Raw genomic sequence first — 7,747 nt, forward strand, 5'->3', positions numbered from 1 at the left:
AAGAACTATGGCTGTGTACGGGTGATCAACGAACTGAAAAAAATAAAGATTTCATGTGCACAAAAAGAAGTTCAATATCTCATCAAAAAATAGGATTGGAAGTTACTGCTTACACGCGTGAATCTCGGCATTATAACTTCTCTCGTGGAAAAATTGGGACAGTAGCTAAAAATCTTATCCATCGCCGGTTCTATACTGTTGTCTGTCATCAGAAAATTACAACATATACTACTGAATTCAAGTATTTCAAAATAGACATCCAGATTGTCGTTCGTCAGAAAGGGCCTTACTTAGCTCCCTTTATGGACTTATTCAACANTAGGATTTCTTAAAAATCTAGTACTGTAGCTGTAATGGAAGGCTTGAAAGATGCCATCCGGCTCACGAGTGATTACCCCTATCGGCGAACTTTTCATTCTGATCAAGGTTGAACTTATCAAATGAAAGTATATGATCAAACATCGAAGCAACATAAAATTTTTCAAAGCATGTCTCAAAAAGAAAATTTTTTAGATAATTCACCTATGGAAAGCTTTTTAGCCTTCTAAAATAAGAAACCTATCGTAGCTTTAATGAACTTAAAACAGCAATTAATCAGCATATCTACTATTACAATAATGAATGAAAAAGAAATTGAACCGGCAAAGCCCCGTTCAATTTCGAAAGGCATATCTAACAGTTGTTTATTGCTTATTTTAACGCTTAAAAAAGGAAGCGGATTTCTCCACTCCATAAAAATATATTTTTTTTGGATTACTACATTGGGATTAGACTTTTTAGTTCGCTTTTTTTGTAAGCCCTTTATAAAAATTGAACTTAAGAACTACCTTAGCGCTAAAATTGAGCTGCTTTCCAAATTATTTTGCAAAAAATAGTTAAAAAGGGTGAGATAAGTTCAGTTTTTATTTTAGCCATGAAAAAATGTGAACCTAGATGTGATTGCCTATGTAAACGGTGATAGCTATATTATAAATGTGCACAAGTAATAGATGAAATGAGGTGATTTTACATGTTAAGTAAAGTAATTAAGGAAGATTATATTCAACTAGATGTGGAAGCTAATGATTTTCCTGATGCCATTAGTCAAGCGTTATATCCACTCGTCGGAGATGACGCCGTTACTCAAGAATATGTGGATGCGATTATCAAAATCTATCAAGAAACTGGACCGTACATTGTGATTACTAAAAATATTGCCTTACCCCACGCTCCCGTAACAGAAGGGGCAAAAAAAGTGGCGATTGGTTTTACTCGGTTGAAAAGCGCCATTGTTTCAGGTCATGAATGTAACGACCCTGTAAAATATTTATTTCCATTAAGCGCTAAAGATAGTCAGTCCCATATTGAATTACTATCGGAATTGGCGGATTTGCTAGGTGATCCCCTCTTTATCGAATTTTTAGAAAAGGTTTCGTCAAAAGAAGAATTTATTAATTATTTAAAAGAATATGAAGGAGCTCAAAAAAAATGAAAAATCATAAAGCATTAGTCGCGTGTCGTGCCGGAGTTGGATCAAGTTTAATGTTAAAAATCAAAGTTAACGAAGTCGTAAAAGAAAATAATTATCCTTTGGAAGTTGAACACTCTTCTTTAGATGGTGTCCCAGGATTTACAGGCGATATGTTGATCACTTTACCAGATGTAGCCGAAGAATTAATTGAGAAAAAAGTTCCTTATAAAGTGGTAGCCGTTCGCAACGTTGTCGATAAAAAAGAAATCAAAGGAAAATTAGAAGAAGCCTTTGCTGAACTTGAAGGTGAATAGCCAATAATAAGGGGGAAAACAAAAAATGGATTTTATTATTAGTTTTTTGAGCACACCAGCGGTTCTTTTGGGTGCAGTAGCCATGATTGGACTGCTCGCTCAAAAGAAGAGCAGCACCGAGGTAATGACTGGAACATTTAAAACCGTTATCGGTTTCTTGATCTTCAGTGCAGGTGGCACAATCATGACCGGCGCACTACAAAATTTCAACTCATTATTCCAAACAGGGTTTCATATCGTTGGTGTTGTCGCTTCACCCGAAGCTGCAACAGCCTTAGCTCAAACTAAATTTGCTTTTGTAACAAGTTGTACGTTGATTTTAGGTTTTATCATGAACTTAGTTATTGCTCGCGTAACACCTTTCAAAAATATTTTTTTCACTACCGGGCATAGTTTATTCTTCGCTTGTGTATTGTCACTAATTTTGAAAGCTCATCATTTTGCAAATGTTCCCGCAATTATTATCGGTGGTGTTTTATTAGGTTTCTTCTCAGCCGCTTTACCACAACTTTGTCAACCATTTATGCGTCAAATCACAGGTAGTGATTCCACAGCCATTGGGCACTTTAATATGGTTGGTTATGCTTTATCAGGTTATATTGGAAAATTATTTGGTAAATATAAAGACCGGACAACTGAAGATATTAATTTCCCTAAGTGGTTATCCTTCTTCCGTGATTTCTTAATGGGTGTAGCCGTTGTCATGCTATTTTTATTCTACGTTTCTGCATTAAAAGCCGGTCCCGTAGCAACGCAAAAATTAGCTGGCAGCGTTCACTGGTTAGTTTTCCCATTTGTCCAAGCCTTTACTTTTACAGCTGGTATTTCAATCTTAATGACTGGTGTGCGAATGTTCTTAGCTGAAATTACAGCAGCCTTTGTTTCAATTTCAGAAAAATTCATTCCAAATTCTCGTCCCGCTTTAGATGTTCCAACGGTCTTCCCATTTGCTCCAACAGCAGTTATCGTCGGTTTCATTTCTTCTTACGTAGCTGGTCTATTAGGTGTTGTTCTCATGGTTACCTTGCATGCGCCAGTTGTCATAATTCCGGCAGCCCATATTTGTTTCTTCTCAGGTGGTACCGCAGGGGTCTTTGGTAATTCAACCGGTGGTTGGCGTGGTGCAGTAGTTGGTTCCTTTGTAGCCGGGTTACTATTAGCTTTCTTACCGATGGTTCTTTACCCATTATACGGCACACTAGGTATTGAAGGCTCAACCTTCCCGAATATTGATTACAACGTAATGGGTATTCTATTAAACAAAATTCTTAATCTCTTTGGAATGTAACATCAACCAACTATCCATTAACTGAGAGATGCTTAAGCTGGGAAATCCAAAAATTGACTGAAAAATTTTTGTGATAACTCAGCTTTTTATGCATATAAAAATAAAAACCGAAGTTTTTAGAAAGAAGGAAATATTTTGAGTACAGAAAAATTAGATCATTATATTGCAACTGTAGAACGAGAAATCTTGTCATTTACAAAGTGCATTGATAAGACTGCGTTACAAAAGGCAAGTAAAATTATTCAAACTAGTAAAAAAAATCATGGCCGGGTGCATATTACCGGTGTAGGCAAGCCAAGTCACGTAGCCGAATATATTGCCGCTTTAAACTCTTCCATCGGCACCCCAACTTATTTTTTAGATACAACGGAAGCCGTTCATGGTTCAGCTGGACAAGTTCAACCAGAAGATGTCGTGATCGCCATCTCAAATTCAGGTCAAACCGATGAATTAAAACGAACGGTTTTAGCCTTGCAAAAAATCGGCGTAAAATTAATTGGTGTTAGTGGGGGCAATGATTCTTGGCTACATGAACATGTGGATGCCTTTTTATTTGCAGGAGTCAAAGCAGAAGGGGACGATTTAAACAAACCACCGCGGAATTCTATCTTAGCTGAAACAATTATTTTACAATGTTTATCAGTCTTGCTTCAAGAAGAACGCCAATTAGGATTAGATGAATATTTCTTATGGCATCCAGGTGGTGCTTTAGGTCAATCCATTCGCGATTTAAAGGGGGAAGCATAATGAAAATTAAAGGAATTATAACGGCTATGGTGACACCTTTGCAAGCAGACAGCTGTGGCATTGATGAACAAAAAACTCGTCAATTAGTCGAGCATTTAATTACAAATGGTGTAGCAGGCTTGTTTATCTTAGGGACAAACGGTGAATTTTATGCTTTATCAACAGAAGAAAAAATAACTTTAGCCAAAATCGTCGTTGAACAAGCAGCTGGTCGCGTGCCAGTTTTTGCAGGAGCCGGCGGTATATCAACCCAAGCCGTCAGTGATTTAGCTAATGAATTTGCCAAAGTCGGTGTGGATGCTGTTTCAATCATTACGCCTTTTCTAATCAAAATTAGCGATAGAGAATTAATCAATCATTATCAAGAAATTGCTGAAAAAAACCAATTACCAATTATTTTATATAACATTCCAAGCAATACAGGCATCAATATCAGTGAGGCCGCCTTTAAAGAATTGGTGAAAAACCCGAAAATTATTGGGATTAAAGACAGTAGTGGGAATGTAGAAAATATTAAGATGTATATCGAAAATAGTCGACAGCGAGCTGATTTTTCGGTGCTAGTTGGTTCTGATTCTAAAATATTGACCGCTTTAAAATTAGGAGCTGATGGGGCAGTTGCAGCCACGTCTAATGTTTTAACTAAAACAGATGTGGCGATTTATGATTTATATCAGTCTGGGGATTTAACTAAAGCTCAAGTTCTACAAGCAAGTATTGACGAATTTCGTCGGGTGTTGAAATTTGCCACCGTTCCTGCTGTTTTAAAATATTCTTGTGATTTAATTGGCTATCCTGTGGGAAAAACTAAATTACCAGTATTACCGGCAGAAGGAAAATATGTAGCCGAGATTAAAGAAGTCCTGACAACTTATGGGACTATTGAAGGATTTGAGGTACAATAAAATGAAAAAATTAAAAGTTTTATCGCGCATCGAAAAAGAAAAATTAATGGCTATTATTCGGGTTGAAACAATTGAACGGGCCCAAGAAATTGTTGATGGTTGCTTGGCCGGGAAGATTTCTTGTTTGGAAATTAGTTATACGAACGACAATGCCGGAGAAATAATCAAACAATTAAAAACGATTTATGCAGATCAAATTTTAATTGGCGCAGGGACAGTTTTAGATAGCGAAACAGCAAGATTGGCTATTTTAAATGGGGCAGAATTTATTATCGCTCCTAATTTTCAATTGAGCGTAGCTAAAGTTTGTCACCGTTACCAAGTTCCTTATATGCCTGGGTGTATGAGTATGACAGAAATCATTACCGCTTTGGAAGCTGGTTCAGATATGATTAAAGCTTTTCCAACCTCTTCTATTGTGGGACCAAAAATTATTTCAACTATTAAAACGCCGATGCCTCAAGTACCAGTCTTATCTTCTGGTGGGGTTACTTTAGACAATGTCACTAACTGGTTACAAGCCGGAGTGGATTGTATGGGTGTTGGTACACTGCTTTCAAAAGGCAGTCAAGCCGAAATTGCTGAACATGCTCAAGCTTTACGTAAACAAGTGGATGCTTTTATGAATTAAAATCGAGATGGGAGGAAAACACCCAATGGCTTCAATTGATCAACGAACATTCCAATTAATTGAAAAAATGATTGAACAACCCTTTAATACAGCTCAACATTTGATGAAACAACTTTCTTTGTCCAAATCCCAAGTGGAATACGCTGTATCTAAAGCTAACGTCTTGTTACAAGAAGCTGGAAAAACTCCCATCGAAATCGGCTTGAATAATTTTATTTTGGCCGAGTCAAGTCGTAACTACTTCTTAGATTTTTTGTCTAAAGAAGATGTTTTTTCCGTCTATGAATTAAGCGGGGAAGAACGCAAGAAATATATTTTTTTGATGACCCTTTATTATCATGAAGAATATTTATCGATTAATCATTTTCTGGATGCTTTACAAGTGGGAAAAACAACTTTAATCGGAGATATGAAAAAACTGGAAGAAGAACTGCAACGATTGCATATTGAGATCTCTTATTCCCGAAAAGAAGGCTATCGCTTACAAGGAGACGAGGCCGAAATTCGTTACTATTTAATGCGAATTATCTTCGAAGATTTCAGCAAAAATAACGCACATTTTTTATATGATTACTTTTTGTATCGGGAAAGCACCGTGGATAAAAAAAGAATTTTTGCAGTTGTTGAAAACGAATTAAATCATTATCACATTAATATAGTCGAAAATCGTATGAATGAATTTTGTTATATGCTAGTTTTTTTACTGCCCCGTTTGAATAAAACCTGGACTGAATTTTATCAAAATTACAGTTTCCAAACTTTTTTCGAAACTAAAGAATATCAATTTTCAACCTCTTTATTAGCCCAATTTCAGATTGAAAATAAATATGCCAAGCTTTATGTTTGTGGTTGGATGTTAGGCATGGCCATGGGGGATGCAAAACAAAACTCCCCAGATTATTCGATTATTGATGAGCTAGTTGACCGGATTTTTGAGCGGTTTGAATTATTGTCAGGTATTCGTTTTAAAGATGAAAGCGCAGCAAAACAGCAACTATACAGCCATTTTCGTCCAGTTTATTATCGTTTATTTTTCCATTTGCCGATTGTTAATGTTTTACACAAGAAAATCGTGCAAGAGTTTCCTGATATGTATCAAATTGTCCAAGAGACGATGAAGCCGATTGAAGTTTTATTTGGCACCGAAATTCCTAATGAAGAAGTTTCATTTTTAACCTTACATTTTGCCTCTTTGATTGATGAGTATGACGAATATCAAGTTCAGCAAAAAATTGGAGTCATTGTTTGCCCCAATGGCATTGGTAGTTCAGCAATTGTTTATAACGAGTTGAAAAGTGTTTTTCCTGAGATGATTTTAATTGGTCCCATAGAAACAAATGCGTTGGAAACAATTAGTCAAAGCTATGACATTGTTTTTACCACCGTTCCCAATATTCGTTTATATGCTTTGAAAAAACCTGTTTTTGTCGTCAATCCAATTATGTCCATTGATGAAAAATATCGACTGGTTCAAGCTGTTCAAAATGAGGGCAAAACTCAGTATGAAGATTATCACGTAGAAGATTTACTCGCCATTATCAAAAAACATGGGACGATAATGGAAGTACCGGCCTTGAAAAAAGAATTGAACGATTATTTACAAGGTCGCAGTAGTAAGTCGTATAATCATGCTTGTCAAATCGTTAATAGAAATAAACAAGCTGAATTTAATTTATTAGATATTTTGAAACCGGAGTTTATTCAATTGCAAGTTACTTCTCGCAGTTGGGAAGAAGCCTTGTATGTAGCAGCGGCTCCTTTAGTGGATGCCAGAGTTATTACTAGACATTATATTGAAAAAATTATTCAAACAACCCGTAATGAAGGCCCTTATATGGTGATTACCGAAAAAGTAGCCTTACCCCACGCCCGACCCGAAGACGGTACGTTAAAAGTTGGATTAGGCATTACTGCTTTAAAAGACGAAGTTGTAATTTTAGGCAAAACCCCGGTCAAATATATTTTCACCTTATCAGCTGTGGATAATAAAAAACATTTAGCTGCCATAGCAGAATTAGTTTCTCTTCTGGATAGACCCGAATTTTTCACGTTGTTGGATCAAGCAAAAGATCCTCAAGAAGTTTATGCTTGGGTTGAACAACATATTGAAACCGATTGAACGTAAAAAGCTACTAACTACAATTTATGCAAAAAACTTTTCCTTATTTGTTTAGTTACAATGAGGGGAAGTTTTTTTATTTGGGATTAGGTGAAAAAATATGGGAAGCTGATTTTTTGAAGGTCGCTATTCTTATAACAAAATGCAGTTTTAAATTTGAAAGGAAAATTGTTCAAGAGTATCTTGAGGTTAAAAGAGGAATAGGCTGTTTCGCTAATAGATATAACTTTAAAGATATGACTCAGATTCGAAAATGATGAGCCCAACGTAACACCTGAAGAACGCGACCGCAT

7 protein-coding genes and 2 pseudogenes are annotated in these 7,747 nt (G+C 36.1%); all 9 read left to right on the forward strand.

Going from position 1 to position 7,747, the window contains the following annotated elements:
* Positions 1 to 318, forward strand: a pseudogene (locus RV00_RS16765) (IS3 family transposase); the annotation flags it as partial.
* A gap of 1 nt (position 319) precedes the next feature.
* Positions 320 to 699 (forward strand): annotated as a pseudogene (locus RV00_RS16770) (IS3 family transposase); the annotation flags it as partial.
* 310 nt (positions 700 to 1,009) lie between these two features.
* On the forward strand, positions 1,010 to 1,471 hold the full coding sequence (locus tag RV00_RS15505; protein ID WP_071863444.1) for a PTS sugar transporter subunit IIA: 462 nt from the start codon (positions 1,010 to 1,012) through the stop codon (positions 1,469 to 1,471).
* Complete coding sequence (locus RV00_RS15510) at positions 1,468 to 1,764, forward strand: PTS sugar transporter subunit IIB (RefSeq protein WP_071863445.1); 297 nt, start codon at positions 1,468 to 1,470, stop codon at positions 1,762 to 1,764. The genes RV00_RS15505 and RV00_RS15510 overlap by 4 nt, the downstream gene beginning before the upstream one ends.
* Positions 1,765 to 1,789: 25 nt before the next feature.
* A complete protein-coding gene (locus RV00_RS15515; protein ID WP_071863446.1) occupies positions 1,790 to 3,052 on the forward strand; it encodes a PTS ascorbate transporter subunit IIC in 1,263 nt (420 codons plus the stop codon).
* A 135-nt stretch (positions 3,053 to 3,187) separates the two neighbouring features.
* Positions 3,188 to 3,799, forward strand: a complete 612-nt coding sequence (locus tag RV00_RS15520) for an SIS domain-containing protein (protein WP_071863447.1) — start codon at positions 3,188 to 3,190, stop codon at positions 3,797 to 3,799.
* Entirely contained in the window at positions 3,799 to 4,704 is a 906-nt protein-coding gene (gene dapA, locus RV00_RS15525) for a 4-hydroxy-tetrahydrodipicolinate synthase (RefSeq protein ID WP_071863448.1), read from the forward strand. Before RV00_RS15520 ends, dapA begins: the two co-directional genes overlap by 1 nt.
* Before the next feature lies 1 nt (position 4,705).
* Entirely contained in the window at positions 4,706 to 5,335 is a 630-nt protein-coding gene (locus RV00_RS15530) for a bifunctional 2-keto-4-hydroxyglutarate aldolase/2-keto-3-deoxy-6-phosphogluconate aldolase (protein ID WP_071863449.1), read from the forward strand.
* Positions 5,336 to 5,360: 25 nt separating this feature from the next.
* Entirely contained in the window at positions 5,361 to 7,454 is a 2,094-nt protein-coding gene (locus RV00_RS15535) for a BglG family transcription antiterminator (protein ID WP_071863450.1), read from the forward strand.
* The last annotated feature ends 293 nt before the right edge of the window (positions 7,455 to 7,747 follow it).

The organism is Enterococcus devriesei (genome assembly GCF_001885905.1).
GTDB classification, from domain to species: domain Bacteria; phylum Bacillota; class Bacilli; order Lactobacillales; family Enterococcaceae; genus Enterococcus_A; species Enterococcus_A devriesei.